Consider the following 18,586-nt stretch of genomic DNA (forward strand, 5'->3'; position numbering starts at 1 on the left):
ATCCGGGGGCGGGGCCCTGGCATTGCCGCGTCCCCCGGCTACACGGCGTCGAGGCGCTCGCAGAGCAGCGCCGGGGTCGGCGCCTGGAACACCGCCCGCACCGGCACCCGCAGACCGAGCTCCGCGTGCGCCCGTACGCTCAGGCGCACCGCGAGCTGCGACGTGCCGCCGAGGTCGAAGAAGTGGTCGTCGACCCCGGCCTCCGCCCGCTGGAGCACGTCGGCGAACAGGGCGGCCAGGGCCCCCTCCCGCTCGGTGCGCGGCGTCCTGCCGTGGTCACCGTCCCCGTCGCCGCTGCCCGTGCCCCGGCGCGGGGCGGGCAGCGCGGCCCGGTCGAGCTTCCCGTTCGGCGCCAGCGGCAGCCGGTCGAGCACCACGAACGCGGACGGGATCATGAAGGTGGGCAGCCGGTCGGCCACGTAGCGGCGCAGCACCCGCGCCGTGAGCCCGGCCGCCGCCTCGCCGCCCGGCTCGACCGGGACCACGTAGGCGACGAGCGCACCGGCGCCCGAGCCCGCCGCGGGGCGCAGGGCGACCACGGCCTGGGCGATGTCGGGGTGCGTGGCCAGGGCCGTCTCGATCTCGGCGGGCTCGATGCGGATGCCGCGCAGCTTCATCTGGCCGTCGTCGCGCCCGAGCAGCTCCAGCTGCCCGTCGGCGTTCCACCGGGCCACGTCGCCGGTGCGGTACATGCGCTCGCCCGCCGGGCCGAACGGGTCGGCCAGGAACCGCTCCGCGGTCTGCCCCGGCCGGGCGTGGTAGCCGCGGCCCACCGCGCCCGCCACGAACAGCTCGCCCACCACGCCCTGCGGCACCGGGACGAGGCCGGGCCCGAGCACGTAGGTGCGCATGTTGCCCAGCGGCGTCCCGATGGGCACGCCGCCCTCGCCCCGCCAGCCGTCGGGGACGGTGTACGTGGTGGCGTAGAAACTCTCCGTCTGGCCGTAGGCGTTGACCAGGGTCGTGTCCGGCAGCGCCGCCCGCACCTTGTCCGCGAGGGCCGCCGTGAGCTTCTCCCCGGCGAACACCGCCGTGTCCACCGTCAGCCGGCCCTGGAGCTGTTCGAGGACCTCGGCGAACACCGAAGGGACGGTGTGCAGGACGGTGCCCGACCACCGCCCGCGCTCGCCGAGCTCCAGCACGTCGCGGACGACCTCGACGGTGGCGCCGGTGCTCAGCGCCGTGAACACCTCGAACACCGACACGTCGAAGTTGATGGAGCTGCTCGCCAGCATCCGCGCGCCGGGCCGCATGCGCACGGTGGCGGCGAGGCGGAGCACGCCGTTGACGATGTTGGCGTGCGAGATGGCCACGCCCTTCGGGGTGCCCGTCGAGCCGGAGGTGTACATGAGATAGGCGAGGTTGTCCGGGCGCAGCGGCGGCCGCGCGGGCCAGGTGCCGGGCTCGTCCCCGGCGGGCTCGTCCAGGCCCAGGGTCTCCAGGAGGAGGCAGGTGACGGCGTGCTCCGGAAGGGACCGCGCGGTCCCGGCGTCGGTGAGGATCAGCCCGGGGGCGGCGTCCTGGAGCAGATGGCCCAGGCGGCGGCTGGGGTAGCGGGGGTCGATCGGCAGATATCCGGCGCCGGACTTCAGGATGCCGAGGAGCGCCACCACCAGGTCGGCGGAGCGCGGCAGGGCCAGGCCCACCACCGACTCCGGGCCGACGCCGGCGGCGAGCAGCGTGCGGGCCAACCGGTCGGTGCGCTCGTCCAGTTCGCGGTACGTCAGCGACACGTCCCCGCAGACCACGGCGACGGCGTCCGGGGCCGCAGCGAACTGCGGCGCCACCAGCTGCGGGATCGTCACCGGCGGGGTGGGGGCCGCGGTGTCGACGAAGTCCACGAGCAGCCGCCGCCGTTCGGCCTCGTCGAGGACGTCGACCGCGCCCACCCGCACCCCGGGGTCCGCGGTCACGTGCCGCAGCGCGCGCAGGTAGCAGGCCGCCAGATACTCGGCGCCCGCGGGGTCGAACAGGTCGGTGGCGTACACGACCGTCCCGTGGATCCGCGCGCCGTCCGCCGTCGTGCGCAGCCGCAGCGACAGGTCGTAGGGGGTGCTGTCCGGCGCCGCCGACTGCGCGGTCACCGTCAGGCCGGGCAGCGCGACGGCGGGCCCCGGATCCTCGCGCAGGTCGAACGCCACCTGGAACAGCGGGTGGTGGGCCAGGGACCGCTGCGGGGCCAGCGCGTCCACCAGGGAGGCGAACGGCAGGTCGCGGTGGGTCTCGGCGGCCAGGGCCTTGCGGCGCAGCCGCTCCAGGAGGTCGGTGAAGGCCGGGTTGCCGCTCAGGTCGGCCCGGAGAACCCAGGGGTCGTCGAAGGGGCCCACGCAGCGCGCCCAGGCCGCGTCGGGGCGCCGCGCGGCGGGGGAGCCGATGGGGATGTCCGCACCGCTGCCCAGCTGGTGGAGCACCACCGCGAGGGCCGCGCGCAGCACCGCGTCGGCGCCCACCCCACGCTGCTCGGCGAGGACCGCCACCGCCTTGGTGAGGCCCTCGTCCACGACCAGCGGGACCCGGCCCGCGCGGTGGCTCGCCTCCGGCGGACGCGGCCGGTCGGCGGGCAGCGGCAGGGGAGCGGGCGCGCCCGCCAGCTCGGCGCTCCAGAAAGCGGTGTCGCGCGCGTGGACACCCTGCGGGCCCTCCTCCTCCAGGAGTTTCCGCTGCCACAAGGCGAAATCCGGATAAGGAACCGGCGCGTCCGTCCAGTCGGGCGCGGCTCCTTCCCGGCGCGCGGCATAAGCGGCCGCCAGATCCTCCGCCAGCGGCCGCAGCGATTCCTCGTCCGCGGCGATGCCGTGGACCACCACGACCAGTACGTGGTCTTCGGGCGCGCACCGTATGACGGCGGCGCGCACGGGAATGTCCGTGGTCAGATCGAAGCGGTGGGACGCCTGTGCCGCGACGGCATCGGAAATCCGCTCGGGCTCCGATTCCACCAGGGGAACGTCGAGGTCGAGTTCGGACACGGGCACCACGTGCCGGCCGGGAACTCCCTCCGCGTCCTCGGTGCAGAGCGTGCGCAGGCCTTCGTGCCGGGTCACGACGTCCCTGACGGCGCGTCCCAGCGCGGCCCTTTCCAGCGGCCCGGTCATCCGCAGTACCAACGGAATGTTGTGCATGGCCGACGGGCCCTGAATTCGATGAATGAGCCACAGTCGGCGCTGCGCGAGCGACAACGGATTCATGCGTGCCTACTCCTTGTTCGTCCAGCGTGGTTCGAGTCTGTCGGGACCGTCCGCGCCGTGCCATAGTTCCGGGTGTTCCTCGGAACAACCGCGTGCGCAGTGCCGGGTCCGACCTCGATAGGCGAGGCGCGACGCGTCATTTCGACAAAACCCGGCCGCGCTTTTGCCTGTCCCGTCGACGGGACCGGTGGAGACGAACGTCGTGGCGGCCGGACCCCTTTCACGGATGAACCGGAACCGCCCGGAGCCGAACGGAGAAAACGTGCACATCACCGTCGATGAACAGACCTGTGTCGGGGCGGGCCAGTGCGTCCTGACCGTCCCCGACGTCTTCGACCAGGACGAGATGACCGGCCGGGTCCTCCTCCTGGAGGGACGGCCCGCCGCGGACCTGGAGGAGGACGTGGTCGAGGCCGTGCGGGCCTGCCCGGCCCAGGCGATCACGGTGACGGAGGCCTGACCCCGTCACCGCCGCGCCCGGCGCGCACCGTACGAGCCGTATCCCCGGCCGCCTTCCGGCGGCCGGGGATACGGCTCTTTGTGGGGGGAACGGGGCGCCGGACCGGCCCCGGTGGGGCGGGAGGTCCGGCGCCCTGCGCACACGCGGGCGAGCGGGGGCGGCGCTGCCCGGGTGCGAGCGCGGGTCAGCTCGTGAGGACCGCCTTCATCACCGATCCGTCGGCGACCGCGGCCAGGGCGTCCGCGTGCTCCTCGAGCGGGAAGGCCGTCACCAGGCTCGCCAGGTCGAACCGGGCGGCGAGCGTGGGCAGCAGGCGCACGTACTCGACGAGGTGGGCTCCGGTGAAGGCCCAGGAGCCGATGACGTCGAGCTGGCGGTAGACGATCTGGTGCGGGTTGACCAGCGTGTCACCGGCGTCCGTGTACTGGCCGATGACCAGGTACGTGCCGCCCCTGCGGGCCAGGTACAGGCCCTGGGCGACGGCCTGGGGGACACCCGCGCACTCGATGACGAGGTCGGCGCCCTGGCCGCCGGTGGCCGCGCGCACCTCGTTCAGGATGTCGTCCGGGTCGGCGGCGTCGGCGATGTTCAGGTGGACGTCGCCGATGCCCGCCCGTGCCGCCGCCTCCAGGCGCTCGGCCGGGCCGCCGATGACGATGACCTTGGCCGCGCCGGAGATCTGGGCGAACGCCGCGGCCGCGAGGCCGACCGGACCGCTGCCCTGGACGACGACGACCTCACCGAGCCGCACGGGGCGGCGCTCGTACAGGGCGTGCACGACGGTGGGGCCCGCGCAGGCCAGCGACATCGCGGCGAGCGGGTCGACGCCCTCGGCCGCCTTGACGACGGTGGTGCCCTCCTGCAGGACGATGTGGTCGGCCCACGAGCCGGACAGCTCGGGCCCGGCCGTGGTGGAGCGGTTGACCCCGTACGTACGGCGGTTCTCGCACAGCGTCGGCTCGCGGTGGATCCGGCACGGCGGACAGGTCCCGCAGGCGATGGACGAGGCCCACATGACGGAGTCGCCGGGCTTGAGCTCGGTGCCCAGGGCGTCGTGGGTGAGGCCCTCGCCCAACTCCCGTATCACGCCGAGGCCTTCGTGGCCCAGGACGAGCGGGGTCGGGATCGGCAGGTGGCCCTGGTGCAGATGCAGGTCGGTGCCGCAGACGCCGCCGTAGCCACAGGCGACGATCATGCCGCGCTCCGGGGCCGGGGGCAGCGGGTACTCGCGCAGCGCGAGCGGCTTGCCGAACTCCTCCAGGACGACCGCGCGGCCGGTGCGCCCGGTCATACGGCCGCCTCCTCGAGGTCGTCGAGGAAGGAGCCGGCGAGCGGGGCGAGCGGGGTGGAGTCGCGGCACACCACGTAGTCGGGGCGCGGCTCGCCGGTCCAGCTCGGCAGGTTCGAGACGTCGTTGTACGTCGCGATGAGCAGCCGGCGGGCGAAGGGGGACATGTTGGGGGCCGAGCCGTGCACGATCTCCGGGGAGAAGAGCACCACGGAACCGGCCGGCCCCTTCGGGCTGACCATGCCGTGCCGGTCGACGAGGTCGGCCAGCTGCTCCGGCGAGAGCGAGATGTCGTCCGGGTCCAGGTGCTGCGAGGACTTCCGCTCGGCCTTGCGTCCCTCGTGCACGAGGCCGTCGCGGTGCGAGCCGGGCAGGAAGATGACGGGACCGTTGAACTCGGTGACGTCGTCGAGGAAGACGCCCACGTTCACCTGGAGCGGGGCGGGCAGGGTGTCGGAGATCTGCCAGGCGAGGAAGTCCTGGTGCCAGGCCCACTTGTCGCCGCCGAAGGCCGGCTTGGCATTGATCTTGAACTGGTAGACGTACACGTCGTCGGGGAGCAGCTGCTGGGCCGGGACCAGCACCCGCGGATCACGCATGAGGCGGGCGTATTCGGGCTGCCGGAGGTGGGAGGAGTAGACCGCGCGCACCTCCTCGCCGCCTTCCTCGATGATCCGGTGCGGCCCCGCCGTCTCGCAGTCCTTCTGGAACGCGGTGCGCAGGCTGTCCACCTCGCGCTCGTCCAGCAGGGAATCGAGCAGCAGAAACCCGTTCTCGTGGTACTGCTCCAACTGCTCCTGAGTCAGACGCATTCTTCTTTCGCTCCTTATGCGAAGGGAATTCACGTAGTGGGCGCGTACGTGAGGTAGCGCCGGGGATTCACCCCATGAAGTGTCCGCCGTCCACGATCAGTTGCTGACCCGTGATGTAGGAGGACCGCGAGGTCACAAGGAATTCGAGAGCGTCGGCGATGTCCTGCGGAGTGCCGATCCGCTGCTGTGGAATGGAGTCGATGACGGCCGCGCGTCGTTCCGGCTCGTCGAGCCGGTAGCGCTCGGTGACTTCTGGGGTGTCGGTAAATCCGGGGAGCAGCGCGTTGACCTGGATGTGCGGAGCCAGTTCAAGGGCCATGCACTTGGTGAGCTGGAGCAGCCCCGCCTTGCTGGCACAGTAGTTGGCGCCGTTCGCCCGCGGGCGGATCGCCGTGGTGGCGCCGATGTTGACGATGGAGCCGCCGCCCGCCTCGATCATGGCGGGCGCGAGGGCCTGGCTGAGGTGGAACGGCCCGGAGAGGTTGGTCGCGACGACCTGGTCCCAGTCCTCCTCGGTGAGGGACAGGAAGGACCGGTCGCGGTTGACCCCGGCGTTGTTCACCAGGATCCGGGGGGCGCCGTGCTCCTCGACGATCCGCGCGCAGACCTCGCGGATCTCCGCGGGCCGCCCGACGTCGGCCCGGACGGGCACGATGCTTCCCTCGCCCGCCTCGGCCGCCTCCTTGGCCGCGGTCTCGTCGCTCCGGTAGAGGGCGAGCACCCGGTGGCCCAGGGCGCTGAGCCGCAGACTCAGCGTCAGTCCGATGCCCCGGGTGCCGCCGCTGATCACTGCCGTCGCCATGAGAACTCCACAGAGGTGCGTGCTGCGGGGCGGTCGGCCGGACACGGGATCGCCCCGGCGTCGAGCAGCCCGGGCGGATCGCGTACGTCCCTCACCCCGCACGGACGAATGGATCGAAGAACTGGTTCGGATCGGGCCGCCGCCCGCGATGACCGGGCGGGGAATATCCCCGGGCGTACCGCCGCCGGTGAATTCCGCACGCGCCGCCCAGGCCTCCCGGCCCGCTGCCACACCCTCACGCCTGCGGCCTGCCGGGGTCAAGCAGGGAAAGAGTGCCTGACAAGACCGCTTCGCGACATCTCGGATGTCCTGTCCACGGGACACCGGGGGCGTCGTACGGCGGTGTCCCGGGGAATCACGCACGGGTGGTCCTCGGAATGTCTGGCGTTCGCGCGGCAGAGGTTTCGTACGCCGCGCAGGGGGATAGCCGGGACCCGCCCGCGTGATGCGGAACAGGGACAGCGGATAGAACAGGGACAGCGGATAGTGCTCGGCCGCCGATGCGCAAGCCCTTCGCCGTTCTTCGCGGATGCTCGCAGGTGCCTTCGCGGACGCTTGCGCTCGCCTTCGCGGATGTCGGCGGATCTCCTTCGTGGATGCCCGCGCGATCCCGCCGCGCAACTCGGTGGAAACGTAGGGGACATGCTCCCGGACAGGCCCGGGGATTGCCCTTCCGCGGCTTTACGTGAACCCTGCTCGGGTCCGTGTCCGCCGTGCTCCCGAGTGGCATCGCCAGGCGCCATTCGGGTGTCCTGTAGACGGGACACGGGGGCCGCCGCGCAACGCCCTGCCTGGGACTCTTCTTTGCTTGACCCCGGCAGGCCGCAGGCATGAGGGTGTGTTCGCAGGCCGGGAGGCTTGGGCGGCGCGTCTGGAATTCACCGGCGGCGGTACGCCCGGGGATATTTCCCCGCCCGGTCACCGCGGGCGGCGGCTTGATCTGAACCACTTCTTCGATCCATTTGTCTGTGTGGGGTGATGGATGTGCATGCTCCGCTGGAGCGAAACCGTCCGCTGACGAGTAGGGACGGTGCGGCCGGACGGATCCTCGACACGACGGTGCTCGAGCTGTTCGCCCAGCAGGTCCGGCTGACTCCGGACGCGATCGCCGTGGTCTGCGGGGACGAGACCCTGACCTACGGCCAACTCGACACCAGGTCCGCCGCGTTGGCCGCCGGCCTCACCGGGCGCGGCGTGCGGCCCGAGTCGCTCGTCGCGGTCGCGCTGCCGCGGTCCGCGGAGTCCGTCGTGGCCCTCCTCGGCGTGCTCAAGGCGGGCGCCGCCTATCTGCCCCTCGACCCCGACTACCCCGTCGAGCGCGTCGAGTTGATGCTGAGCGACGCGGCCCCCGCCCTGCTGCTGAGCGCGGGGGACACCGCGCCGCGCCTCTCCGGCTCCTGCCCGACCGTGGACGTGGCGGAGCTGACCGGCGCCACCGACGGGACGCCCGCCGCCGTCACGCACCCGCTGGCGCTCGCGTACGTGATCTACACCTCCGGGTCGACGGGTCGCCCCAAGGGCATCGGCGTCACCCACCGCGACGTCGCGGCCCTCGCTCTGGACGAACGCTGGCGCGGCGGTGCGCAGGAACGCATGCTGCTGCACTCGCCGTTGGCCTTCGACGCCTCCGTCTACGAGATCTGGGTGCCGCTCCTCAACGGCGGCACGGTCGTCGTCGACCCCTCGCCCGACCTCACGCCCGCCGCGCTCGCCGAGCAGGTGGCCCGGCACGACGTCACCGCCGTCTGGATCACCAGCGCGCTCTTCAACCTCCTGGTGGAGGAGGACGCGCACTGTCTGACCGGGCTCCGCGAGGTGTGGGTGGGCGGCGACCGCGTCTCGCCCCAGGCCGTCGCCCAGGCCAGGGCGGCCTGCCCCGACACCGTCTTCGTGAACGGCTACGGCCCGACCGAGACCACGGTCTTCGCCACCAGCCACCGGGTCGACCCCACCCGGGACCCGGACGCCGAGGTCCCGATCGGGCAGCCCCTTGACAGCTTCGCGGGCTATGTGCTCGACGCGGAGCTGCGGCCCGTGGAGCCGGGCGTCCCCGGCGAGCTGTACATCGCGGGCCCCGGCGTGGCCCGCGGCTATCTGCGCAGGCCGGGGCTCACCGCCGAGCGGTTCGTGGTCTGCCCCTTCGGCCCGGCCGGTGAACGGATGTACCGCACCGGCGACTTGGTGATCCGCGACGCGAACGGCGACCTCGTGTACCAGGGGCGCGCCGACCACCAGGTGAAGGTGCGCGGCTTCCGCATCGAGCTCGGCGAGATCGAGGCCGCGCTGCTCGCCCACCCCGCGGTGGCGCACGCCGCGGTGATCGCCCGCGAGGGCCGCGGCGGCGACACGGCCAAGCAGCTCGTCGGCTATGTGGTCCCCACCCAGGACGGCGCGGCCGCGCCCGACGCGGCGGACCTCCCGGCCGAGCTGCGCGAGTTCGTCTCCAAGGGGCTTCCGGACTTCATGGTTCCGGCCGCGCTCATGGTGCTCGACCGGCTGCCCCTGACCCCGAATGGCAAGCTGGACCGGGCCGCCCTGCCCGAGCCGCACTTCACGAGCACCGCCTACCGCGCGCCGCGCACCGGGACCGAGGAGGTCCTGGCCGGTGTCTTCGCCGAGGTCCTCGGCCAGGCACGCGTCGGCGTCGACGACGACTTCTTCGCCCTCGGCGGCGACAGCATCCAGTCCATCCAGGTGGTGTCACGGGCCAGGACCCACGGCCTCCTGGTCACCTCGCGGCAGGTGTTCGAGCACCGGACCGTGGCCGAACTGGCCGGCGTCGCCGCCACCGACACCGGCGAGAGCGGCCCCGTCCTGGCCGAGCTCGACGGCGGCGGCGTGGGGCACATGCCGCTCATGCCGGTGGCGCACTGGATCCTGGAGAACGGCGCGGGCTTCGACTCCCTGCTCCAGGCCGTGGTCCTGGAGCTGCCGCACGACATCGACCGGGAGGGCCTGGCCGCGACCCTGACGGCCGTCCTCGACCGGCACGACCTGCTGCGCGCGCGGCTGCTGCCCGACGGGCTGCTCGTCGCCCCGGCGGGCACCGTCGACGTGGACCCGCTGATCCGCACCGTGGCCTGCGACGGACAGTGGTCCGGCGAGTCCTGGCGGACCCTGCTCGTGACCGAGCTCCAGGACCTGGCCGGGCGCCTCGACCCGGCGGCGGGCGCCCTCGCGCAGTTCGTGTGGTTCCAGCCGCCCGCCGGGCCCGGACGCCTCCTGGTCGGCCTGCACCACATGGTCGTCGACGGGGTCTCCTGGCGGATCCTGATGCCCGACCTCGCCACCGCCTGGAAGCAGGTGCGCGACGGCGCGGCCCCGCGGCTCGCGGCCCCCGCGACCTCCGTGCGGCGCTGGGCCCACGCCCTGGTGGAAGAGGCGGCCCGGCCGGAGCGGGTGGCCGAGCTCGACCGCTGGACCTCGATCCTCGACGGACCCGACCCGGTCCTCGGCGCCCGGCGCATGGACCCGGCCAAGGACGTACAGGCCACTGTCGAGAAGGTCCGCGTGGTGCTCCCCAGCGCGGCCACCGAGGCCGTCCTCACCTCCGTGCCCGCGGCCTTCCGCGGCGGGGTCAACGACGTGCTGCTCGCCGCCCTGGCGATGGCCGTGGTCCGCTGGCGCCGCACCCGCGGCGTCGAGGAGCCGTCGACGCTGCTGCGCCTCGAAGGGCACGGGCGCGAGGAGGAGTCGGTGCCCGGCGCCGACCTCTCGCGCACCGTGGGCTGGTTCACCAGCGTCTTCCCGGTCCGCCTCAACCTGTCCGGCATCGACGTGGCGGACGCCTTCGCCTCCGGGCAGGCCGCGGGCGCCGTCATCAAGGCGGTCAAGGAGCAGCTGCTCGCCCTGCCCGACAAGGGCCTGGGCTACGGCCTCCTGCGCTACCTCAACCCCGAGACCGCCGAGGTCCTGCGCCCGCGCGGCCTCGGTCAGATCGGCTTCAACTACCTGGGCCGCTTCTCCGCCGGTGACATGCCCGACGAGCTGCACGGCCTGGGCTTCACCCAGACCGCGGACGCCGCGGAGTTCACCGAGCTGGCCGAGCTGGACGCCGGGCACGACCCGGCCATGCCCGCGCTGTGCGAGGTGGACATCAACGCGATGGTCACCGACACCGCGGCAGGGCCGCGCCTGGGCGCGGTCTTCGGCGCCCCGGCCGGGGTGCTCCCGGCGGCGGACGTCACCGAGCTGGCCGAGCTGTGGCAGTCCGCGCTCGAAGCCCTGGTGCGGCACGCGGCCGCCCCCGGCGCGGGCGGCCTGACGCCGTCGGACGTGCCGCTGGTCAGCGTCTCCCAGGGGGAGCTCGAGACCTGGGAGAAGCGGTACCCGGGCCTGAGCGACGTCTGGCCGCTGACCGACCTGCAGGCCGGTCTGCTGCACCACACCGAGCTGGCCGGCACCGGCGTGGACATGTACCAGGTCCAGCTGCTCTTCGGCTTCGAAGGACCGGTGGACGCCGCGCGGATGCGGGCGGCGGGTCAAGCGCTCCTCGACCGGCACGCGAGCCTGCGCACCGCCTACGTGCCGGACGTCAACGGCGACCTCGTGCAGCTCGTCGTCTCGGGCGTGACCCTGCCCTGGCGCGAGGTGACCGTGGCCAAGGACGCGTTCGAGTCCTTCCTCACCGAGGAGCGCACCACGACCTTCGACACCGCCGAGCCGCCGCTGCTGCGGATGACCCTGGCGCACGTCGGGGACGGCCGCACCGAGGTGATCCTCACCGGCCAGCACGTGCTGTTCGACGGCTGGTCCGAGCCGATCCTGCTGCGCGAACTGCTGTGGCTGTACGCCGACCCGTCCGCGCTGGCCAAGGCGCCGTCCTTCAAGGAGTTCCTCGGCCACCTCCAGCGCCGCGACGAGGAACAGCGCGCGCTCTCGGTACGCGCCCACACCGACGCCCTGGTGGGGATCGACGAGCCGACCCTGCTCGTCCCCGGGAAGGCCGAGGGCGGCGAGAGCGGCTTCGGCGAACTCGACCTCGCCCTGACGCCGGACGAGGCCCGCGCCCTGGTGCGGCGGGCCGCGGAGACGGGCAGCACGCCCAGCAACGTCGTCCAGGCCGCCTGGGCCGTCGTCCTCGGCGAGCTCACCGGCCGCACCGACGTGCTGTTCGGCGCCACCGTCTCCGGCCGCCCGCCGACGCTGCCGGGCGTGGCCGACACGGTCGGCCTGTTCATCAACACCGTGCCGGTCCGCGCGCGCTGCGCACCGGGCAAGACCCTCGCCCAGGTGGCGACCGAGCTCCAGGCCTCGCAGGCCGCCCTGCTCGACCACGACGACTGCGGCCTCGCCGACATCCACGAGGCCACCGGCCTGGACGAGTTGTTCGACACCCTCGTCCTGGTCCAGTCCCACCCCTTCGACAACGCTGCCATCGCCGACGCCAGCGCCGCGGCCGGCCTGTCCGTGCCGACCTTCCGCAACATCGCCGGGGCGAACTACCCGCTCATCGTGATGGCCGAGCAGGACCCGCTGCTCCGCCTGCGGCTCCAGTACCAGCTCGGCGCGTTCGACCGGGAGGGGGCGTCCGACGTCGCGGAGCGCCTCCTCCGCGTGCTGCGGGCCTTCCTCGCCGACCCCCACAGCAGGGTCGGAGCGGTGGGCGCCCCCGCCTCCGGCGCGCTCGCGGCCACGGCCACCACGGAGGCGGCCCCGGCCGCGTCCGACGACCTGGTGCCGCAGCTCTTCGCGCGTCTGGTGGCCGAGGACCCGGACGCCGTGGCCTTCGTCGCCGACGGGGTGACGACCCGGCGCGAGCTGGACGAGCGGGCCGACCGCCTCGCCGGTGAGCTCCTGCGGTACGCCGTGGAGCCGGACTCCGTGGTGGCCGTCGCCTGCGTCGACCCGGTGGACCGCACGGCCGCCCTGCTCGCCGTCCTGAAGGCGGGCGCCTGCGCCCTGCCCCTGGACGCCGAGGACTCCCCGGAGTGGACCGGCTCCGTCGTCCGTGACACCGCGGTGAGCGCCGTCATCGTCGACAAGGAGACCGACGACCGCGACTGGGGCGCCGCGCCCCGCATCCGGGTGCCCCTGGACGTCCTGGACGCTGCTCCGCCCGTCCCGCACGTCCGGCCGCTTCCCGGCCGCCTGGCCCTGCTGACCCACGCGCCGGACGCGACGGCCCGGCCGCAGGCCCTGGCCGTCACCCACGCCGCTCTCCTGCGCGGCGTGCGCGGCTTCGCCTCCGACGCCGCGGCGCTCCTCGAGGCGGGCCCCGCCACGCCCGCCGCCGAGCTCCTGCTCGCGCTCGGCGCCGGCCGCACCGTCGAGATCCGCGAGGGCGCGCCGGAAGCCCACCCGCTCGCCGCCGACCCCACCCGCGCCCGCGTCCTCAGCCCCTCCCTCGCCCCCACCGCCCCCGGCGGCACCGGCGAGCTGTACGTCACCGGTGAGTACGGGCGCGGCTACCCCAGGCACCGGGCCCGCACCGCCGAGCACTTCGTCGCCGACCCCCACGGTCCGGCCGGGGCCCGGCTCTACCGCACCGGCCTGCGGGCCCGCGTCACCGCCGACGGCGGCTACGAGCCGCTCGGCCGCACCACCGAGCAGGCCGGGGGCCACCTGGCCCTGGAGGCCGTGCTGTCGGGCCACACCGCCGTGGCGGCCGCCGCCGTGGTCAGTGACGACAGCGGGCCCGTCGCCTACGTCGTCACCGCCGAGGGCGCCCGGATCGTGCCCGACGAGCTGCGGGCCCTGGCCGCGCGGCGCCTCCCGCACCGGCTCGTGCCGCGCGCGGTCCTGGTCCTGAACGAGCTGCCCAGGACCGCCACCGGGCGGCTCGACGTCAAGCGGCTGCCCAAGGCCGCCGAGGCGCCGCGCCCGGCCCGGGCGGCGGGCAGCGAGCGCGAGGAGTTCCTGCTGAGGGTCTTCGGCGAGGTGCTCCAGCGGGAGAACGTCACCGTCGACGACAACTTCTTCGCCATGGGCGGCAATTCGCTGCTCGCGACCAGGCTCATCGGCCGCATTCGCAACGAACTCGGGGTGGAGCTCACCCTTCGCTCGATATTCCAGTACAAGACCATCGCCGAACTGGCAGCCCACTGGGACGAGATCGTCACAGCGAGCGGCCCCCGACTGCGCAAGATGAGCTAGGGAGAAACCCAGCATGTCCATAGTGAGCCCCGAACTCGCCGGTGAGACCCCCTACATCTGGCGCGCCCGGCAGCCGCAGAGCAGGCACCGGCTCATCTGCTTCCCGCACGCGGGCGCCGGTGCGACGGCCTACGCCGAGTGGGCGGCCCTGCTGCCGCCGGAGATCGAGCTGGTCGCCGTGCAGCTGCCCGGCCGTCAGGACCGCATCGCCGAGGAGCCGTTCAGCGAGGTCGGCCCGCTGGTCAGCGTGCTGACCCACGCGCTGCGGCCCGTGCTCGGCGGTTCGTACTCCTTCTTCGGCCACTCCTGCGGCGCGGCGCTCGCCTTCGAGCTCGCCAAGGCCCTGCGCGCGAAGGGGCAGACCGGGCCCGAGCACCTCTTCCTGTCCGCGCAGGCCGCCCCCGGCGCGACCGGGATCCGGCAGCTGCACGACCTGTCCGACGACGAGTTCCGCGACGCCATGCTGACCCTCGGCGGCATCGACGAGGAGATCGCGAACGACGAGTTCGTCATGGACTCCCTGGTGCCCGTGCTGCGCGCCGACTTCAGCCTCTGGGAGCGCCACCGCACGGCCCCCGAGGCGCCGCTCGACTGCCCCATCACCGTTCTCGCGGGGGAGACCGACCCGCAGGCGCCCAAGGACTCCCTCGACGGCTGGCGCGAGCAGACGAACGCCGAATTCACGCTCCGCTTCTACGACGGCGGACATTTCTACTTCCTCGATTCGCCCGGCATCGTGGTCTCGGCCATCGCCGAGAAGACGCTGGGCGCGGTGGCGGGGAGGACCGCATGACGAGCCCGGACGCCCTCGGCGTACTCGACGACATCACCGGCCGGATCACCGCGGCCGCCCTGACGGTCCCCGGGGTCGGCGACGCCGTCGCCGTGGCCCGCAAGGGCGTGCGGACGGCGTCCGCCCCGCGCCCCGCGGCGGCCCCGCCCGCCGCGGCGGCGCAGGACCTCGGCGACGCCGCGCCCGCCCTCCTGGACGGCGGCCCCCTGCTCATCCCCGACGGCGCGCCGACCACCCTCCAGGAGGCCCTGAGCCAGGCGGCCCGGCTCGCCCCCGACAAGGGCACGGTCTACCTCACCAAGGGACACGACGACGTGTTCCAGAGCTACGCCGAGCTGCTCGCCGACGCCGAGCGGGTCCTCGCCGGGCTGCGCGCCGCCGGACTGCGCCCGGGAGACGCGGCACTGTTCCAGTTCGACGACAACAAGGCCTTCCTGACCGCGTTCTGGGCCTGTGTGCTCGGCGGCTTCGTCCCGACCCCGGTCGGCGTGGCCACGACGTACCGGGCGGAGAACGAGACCAACCGCAAGCTGTACAACGCCTGGAAGCTGCTCGACCGGCCCGTGCTGCTCACCGACGACGCCACCGCCGAGGCGCTCGCCGGGGTGCGCGAGCTCTGGGGCGAGCCCGAGGTGCGCATCAGCACCGTCGCCGACCTCCTGGCCTTCGAGCCCGACAGCGACTGGTTCCCCGCCACCCCGGCCTCCCCGGCGCTCAACCTGCTCACCTCGGGCAGCACCGGCATGCCCAAGTGCGTGCACCACACCCACGCCAGCCTGGTCGCCCGGTCGCTCGCAGTGATCGAGCACTGCGGCCTCACCGGCGACGACATCAGCCTCATGTACATGCCGTTCGACCACGTCACGGTCGCCTTCTACAACGTCCGTGACGTCTTCGCACGCTGCCTGCACATCAACGCCACGACCGAGCACGCCCTGGGCGACCCGCTGCTGTGGCTCGGCTGGGTCGACCGCTACCGGGTGACGAACACCTGGGCGCCGAACTTCATGTTCGCCCTGGTCAACGAGCGCGCCGAGGAGGTCAGCAGCAACCGTTCCTGGGACCTGTCCTGTCTGCGCGAGATCGTCAACGCCGGCGAACCGGTCATCGCCTCGACCAGCCACCGGTTCCTGGAGCTGCTCGCACCGCACGGCCTCGCCGCCGACGCCATGCGCCCGGCCTGGGGGATGTCCGAGACCTGCTCAGGAGTGACCTACACCCGGCAGAGCCGCGACGACCGCGGCGCGGGCACCGTCTCCATCGACCCGGCCTCGCTGACCGGCACCGTCCGCCACGTCGCCCCCGACGACGAGAGCGCGGTCGTCCTGTCGACGGTCGGCAGCCCCATGCCGGGGGTGCGGCTGCGCGTCGTGGACGACGCGGGCCGGGAGCTGCCCGAGGAGCGCCTCGGCGAGCTGCGCATCCGCGGCGTGACGATGATGCACGGCTACTTCGCCAACGAGGAGGCCAACCGCGAGGCGTTCGACGAGGACGGCTGGTTCCGCACCGGTGACCTCGCGTTCGTCCACGACGGCGAGGTCGTGATCGCCGGGCGCAAGAAGGACCAGATCATCGTGCGCGGCATCAACTACATGGCGCACGAGGTCGAGAGCGTCGTGGAGCGTGCCGAGGGCGTGAAGGTCACCTTCTCGGCCGCCGTCGGGGTGCGCGAGCCCGGCGCCGAATCGGATCAGCTCGTGGTCTTCTTCGTGCCGGTCCGCTGGGACGCCGACGCGCTCGCCGGGGTCAGCGAGGAGCTGCGCGCCCTGCTGCCCCGCGAGGTCGGCATCGCGCCCGACCTGCTCGTGCCCGTCACCGAGGCGGAGTTCCCGAAGACCGGCAGCGGCAAGGTCCAGCGGGCCGCGCTCGCCGCCGCCTTCCGCGCCGGGACCTTCGCCGACCGCGCCATCGGCGGCGAGACGGCCGAGGAGGTGCCGGACACCTGGCTGTTCCGGCGGCAGTGGACCGAGCTGCCCGACCCCGCCGGGGCGGCGGCCGACTCCGCCGCCGGGGTCCGGCTCGTCATCGCCGACGACGCCGACGCCGCGCGCCTGGGCATCGAGGGGCCGGTCATCACCGTCGGCCGCGGCGCAGGCTTCGCCGAGCGCGCGCCCCTGCGGTTCGAGGCGCGGACGGACGACCGCGAGGACCTGCGGCGGCTGCTCACGGCCGTGACCGAGGCCCACGGCCCGCTCGCCACCGTCGTCCTCGCCCCGCCGCTGTCCGGCGGCGACGACCCGCACGCCCGGCTCACCGCGGCGACGGCGGAGCTCTCCGCCCTCGTCGGGGCGCTCGCCGACGGGACGTTCGGCCACCCGGCGCTGCTCCTGGTCACCTCCGGCTCGGTGTACGTGCGTGAGGGCGACGCCGTCGACCTCGGCACGTGCGCGCTGCCCGCCCTGGTGCGGACCGCCGTCGCCGAGAACCCCCGCAGCGTGATCCGCCAGCTCGACCTGCCCGCCGACCCCGGCGCCTGGCAGACGGCCGTGCGCACCGAACTCGCCGACACCACGAGCACGGGCACCATCGCCGTGCGCGCGGGCCGGCGCTTCAAGCCGCAGGTGGCCCCGGTCGCCGACGACGCCGCGCCGGCCGCGGCCCCGCTGGTCGCGGGCGGCCTCTACCTGGTCACCGGCGGCCTCGGCGGCATCGGCCACGAGATCGCGGGCTATCTCGCCGCCGCCTACGGAGCGCGTCTGCTGCTCGTCGGCAGGTCGCCCGCCGAGGGCGAGAAGGCGGCCCGGCTCGCCGAGCTCTCCGCGCTCGGCAGCGTCGTGTACGAGCAGCTCGACATCACCGACGGGGCCGCCCTCGAAGCGGCGGTCGCCGCGGCCGAGGCCCGCTGGGGACGCCCGCTCGACGGCGCGCTGCACCTGGCGGGGGCCGACCCCACGGGGCAGTGGGCCGACCTCGAACAGCACACCGTGGCGGCCGAGTCCGAGCAGACGTACGCCGCCCAGTACGGGGCCAAGGTGGCGGGCACCCTCGCGGTGGCGCGGGTGCTCCTCACCCGGCCCGACGCCTCGCTCGTGCTCTTCGGCTCCGTGAACGGAGAATTCGGCGGCCATTCCTTCGGCGCGTATTCGGCGGCCAATGGCTTCCTCGTCGGATTTGCGGATCACTGGCATCACGAGCGCCGCCGCACCGTGCATTGTCTGGCCTGGAGCATGTGGTCGGGCATCGGCATGAACCAGAACCAGTCCGATGCGCCCGCGCGCAGCCGGGGTTTCCGTTCCATCAACGCCTCGGACGGTCTGCGGCTGTTCACGGAAAGCATCGTGACACCGCACCACTACCTGATCGTCGGCCTCGACCTGGGGAATCCGGCGATCGTGGACGAACTGGTTCCGGAACAGCTGCGGATCGGTGAGCTGCTCGTCGCCTACACCGCCGACGGCGTGGACGCGGAGGCCGTGCACGCGGCCGTCGCGCCCAGCGTGCAGGACTGCCCGGTGCCGGTGCGCCTGGTGCGCGTGGACCGGGTCCCGAGGGACGCGGCGGGCGCCGTCGACGTGGCCCGGCTGCTCGCCGACACGGCCACCGACCGGCCCAAGCGCCGCTTCACGGCGCCCGAGACCGACCTGGAGCGGCAGCTCGCCGCCCTGTGGTCGGACGCCCTGAACCAGCCCGAGGTCGGCAGGGACGACTCGTTCTTCGACCTCGGCGGCAACTCCATCCGGGCCACGCGCCTGCTCGCGCTGGTCGACGAGGAGTTCGCCGTCCGGGTGCCGACGCAGGAGCTCTACGAGCACCCCACGGTCGAGGGCATGGCGGCCTTCGTCACCCGGCACGCGGCCGGCTGAGCACCCCCGCGCCGCCGTCGGCGCCCCGCCCGCGGCGGCCGCCCCCGGCCGCCGCGGCCCGGCCGGTGTCCCGATGTCCTGTCGCCAGGAAAAACGGGGCACCGGCCGCGTGCTGCTCCACCCCGAATTCGCTTGACCCCGAGGGGCGCTGCGGGAAAAGTAAGTGTCGCTCCGCCGTCAGCCCGAAGTGCCCGACCGCCGTCATCCCGATGTGAATTCAGCGGCAGGTACGAGACGGACCGATAGACCGGCTCGCCCATTCGAAATTCATGAAACCCACGGACGTCGAGTTCGCGCGCCATCCGCGCCCACCTTTGCGCATGCAATTGGCCCGTCTGTGCAGGAAGA

The 18,586-nt window shown here is 73.6% G+C and carries 8 protein-coding genes; 4 read left to right on the plus strand and 4 right to left on the minus strand.

Translation table 11 applies throughout. The features are described 5' to 3' along the window. Positions 1–38: 38 nt before the first annotated feature. Positions 39–3,185 (minus strand): non-ribosomal peptide synthetase, encoded by a 3,147-nt coding sequence (locus MQV74_RS31455; RefSeq protein WP_242725493.1) that lies wholly within the window; start codon positions 3,183–3,185, stop codon positions 39–41. A gap of 262 nt (positions 3,186–3,447) precedes the next feature. Between MQV74_RS31455 and MQV74_RS31460 the strand changes: the two genes are divergently transcribed. Then, positions 3,448–3,645 carry a ferredoxin gene (locus MQV74_RS31460; RefSeq protein WP_242725495.1) on the plus strand — a complete coding sequence of 66 codons (198 nt, stop codon included), beginning with the start codon at positions 3,448–3,450 and terminating at the stop codon, positions 3,643–3,645. Between the two features lie 184 nt (positions 3,646–3,829). Here the strand turns inward: MQV74_RS31460 and MQV74_RS31465 are convergent, their stop codons facing one another. From MQV74_RS31465 to MQV74_RS31475, 3 genes are all read right to left on the minus strand, one after another. Further along, on the minus strand, positions 3,830–4,936 hold the full coding sequence (locus MQV74_RS31465) for a zinc-binding dehydrogenase (protein ID WP_242725498.1): 1,107 nt from the start codon (positions 4,934–4,936) through the stop codon (positions 3,830–3,832). Further along, positions 4,933–5,745, minus strand: a complete 813-nt coding sequence (locus MQV74_RS31470) for a phytanoyl-CoA dioxygenase family protein (RefSeq protein WP_242725501.1) — start codon at positions 5,743–5,745, stop codon at positions 4,933–4,935. Before MQV74_RS31470 ends, MQV74_RS31465 begins: the two co-directional genes overlap by 4 nt. A 67-nt stretch (positions 5,746–5,812) precedes the next feature. Beyond that, positions 5,813–6,547, minus strand: a complete 735-nt coding sequence (locus MQV74_RS31475) for an SDR family NAD(P)-dependent oxidoreductase (protein ID WP_242725504.1) — start codon at positions 6,545–6,547, stop codon at positions 5,813–5,815. Between the two features lie 1,059 nt (positions 6,548–7,606). Between MQV74_RS31475 and MQV74_RS31480 the strand changes: the two genes are divergently transcribed. Genes MQV74_RS31480 through MQV74_RS31490 form a run of 3 tightly spaced genes read left to right on the plus strand, consistent with a single transcriptional unit; the run spans position 7,607 to position 18,238 of the window. Beyond that, entirely contained in the window at positions 7,607–13,642 is a 6,036-nt protein-coding gene (locus MQV74_RS31480; protein ID WP_242725507.1) for a non-ribosomal peptide synthetase, read from the plus strand. 13 nt (positions 13,643–13,655) lie between these two features. Then, complete coding sequence (locus MQV74_RS31485; protein ID WP_242725510.1) at positions 13,656–14,435, plus strand: thioesterase II family protein; 780 nt, start codon at positions 13,656–13,658, stop codon at positions 14,433–14,435. Further along, a complete protein-coding gene (locus tag MQV74_RS31490; RefSeq protein WP_242725513.1) occupies positions 14,432–18,238 on the plus strand; it encodes an SDR family NAD(P)-dependent oxidoreductase in 3,807 nt (1,268 codons plus the stop codon). Before MQV74_RS31485 ends, MQV74_RS31490 begins: the two co-directional genes overlap by 4 nt. The last annotated feature ends 348 nt before the right edge of the window (positions 18,239–18,586 follow it).

Source organism: Streptomyces sp. AN091965 (genome assembly GCF_022698285.1).
GTDB lineage: Bacteria > Actinomycetota > Actinomycetes > Streptomycetales > Streptomycetaceae > Streptomyces.

What these genes read in the sequence shown, in the direction of transcription:
- MQV74_RS31455 (WP_242725493.1), bottom strand. Translation starts at nt 3,185, where the DNA reads ATGAATCCGTTGTCGCTCGCGCAGCGCCGACTGTGGCTCATTCATCGA.
- MQV74_RS31465 (WP_242725498.1), bottom strand. Translation starts at nt 4,936, where the DNA reads ATGACCGGGCGCACCGGCCGCGCGGTCGTCCTGGAGGAGTTCGGCAAG.
- MQV74_RS31470 (WP_242725501.1), bottom strand. Translation starts at nt 5,745, where the DNA reads ATGCGTCTGACTCAGGAGCAGTTGGAGCAGTACCACGAGAACGGGTTT.
- MQV74_RS31475 (WP_242725504.1), bottom strand. Translation starts at nt 6,547, where the DNA reads ATGGCGACGGCAGTGATCAGCGGCGGCACCCGGGGCATCGGACTGACG.
- MQV74_RS31485 (WP_242725510.1), top strand. Translation starts at nt 13,656, where the DNA reads ATGTCCATAGTGAGCCCCGAACTCGCCGGTGAGACCCCCTACATCTGG.
- MQV74_RS31490 (WP_242725513.1), top strand. Translation starts at nt 14,432, where the DNA reads ATGACGAGCCCGGACGCCCTCGGCGTACTCGACGACATCACCGGCCGG.